This is a genomic window from Neisseria sp. HMSC15G01, from assembly GCF_001808255.1.
Taxonomy (GTDB): Bacteria; Pseudomonadota; Gammaproteobacteria; order Burkholderiales; family Neisseriaceae; genus Neisseria; species Neisseria subflava_A.
This window is the reverse complement of the sequence record NZ_KV792689.1, coordinates 21,119-21,595: the sequence shown is the minus strand read 5'-3', so window position 1 is coordinate 21,595 and position 477 is coordinate 21,119. Positions and strand designations below refer to the sequence as shown.

The following is a 477-nucleotide window of genomic DNA, read 5'->3' as shown; positions in this document are numbered from 1 at the left end:
ACTGTTGTGGGAAGGGCTTTTTTGCCAAGGTCTCAGGCGGCATCATCACGTCTGGCCAAAGCGCAGAAGACGAAGGCAAAAACCGCTTTCAGACGGCCACCCTCACCCATAGCGACATTCAAAACTACAGCCGATACGAAGGCGAAAGTTTTGGATTGGGTGCCAACGTTGCCGTAAGCGGCAAAACACTGGGGCAGAGCGCACAAAATAAGCCTCAAGACAAACACCTGACAAGCGTAGCCGATAAAAACGGCGCAAGTTCATCAGTAGGCTACGGCAGCGACGGAGACAGCAAAAACAGCACCACCCGCAGCGGCATCAACACCCGCAACATACACATCACCGACAAAGCGGGACAACTTGCCCGAACAGGCAGGACTACCAAAGAAACCGAAGCGCGTATCTACACCGGCATCGACACCGAAACTGCGGATCAACACTCAGGCCGTCTGAAAAACAGCTTCGACAAAGACGCGG

At 53.9% G+C, this 477-nt stretch carries 1 pseudogene; it reads left to right on the top strand.

Features of this window, described 5'->3' with window-relative positions:
* A pseudogene (locus HMPREF3139_RS11290) lies at window positions 1-477 on the top strand (hemagglutinin); the annotation flags it as partial.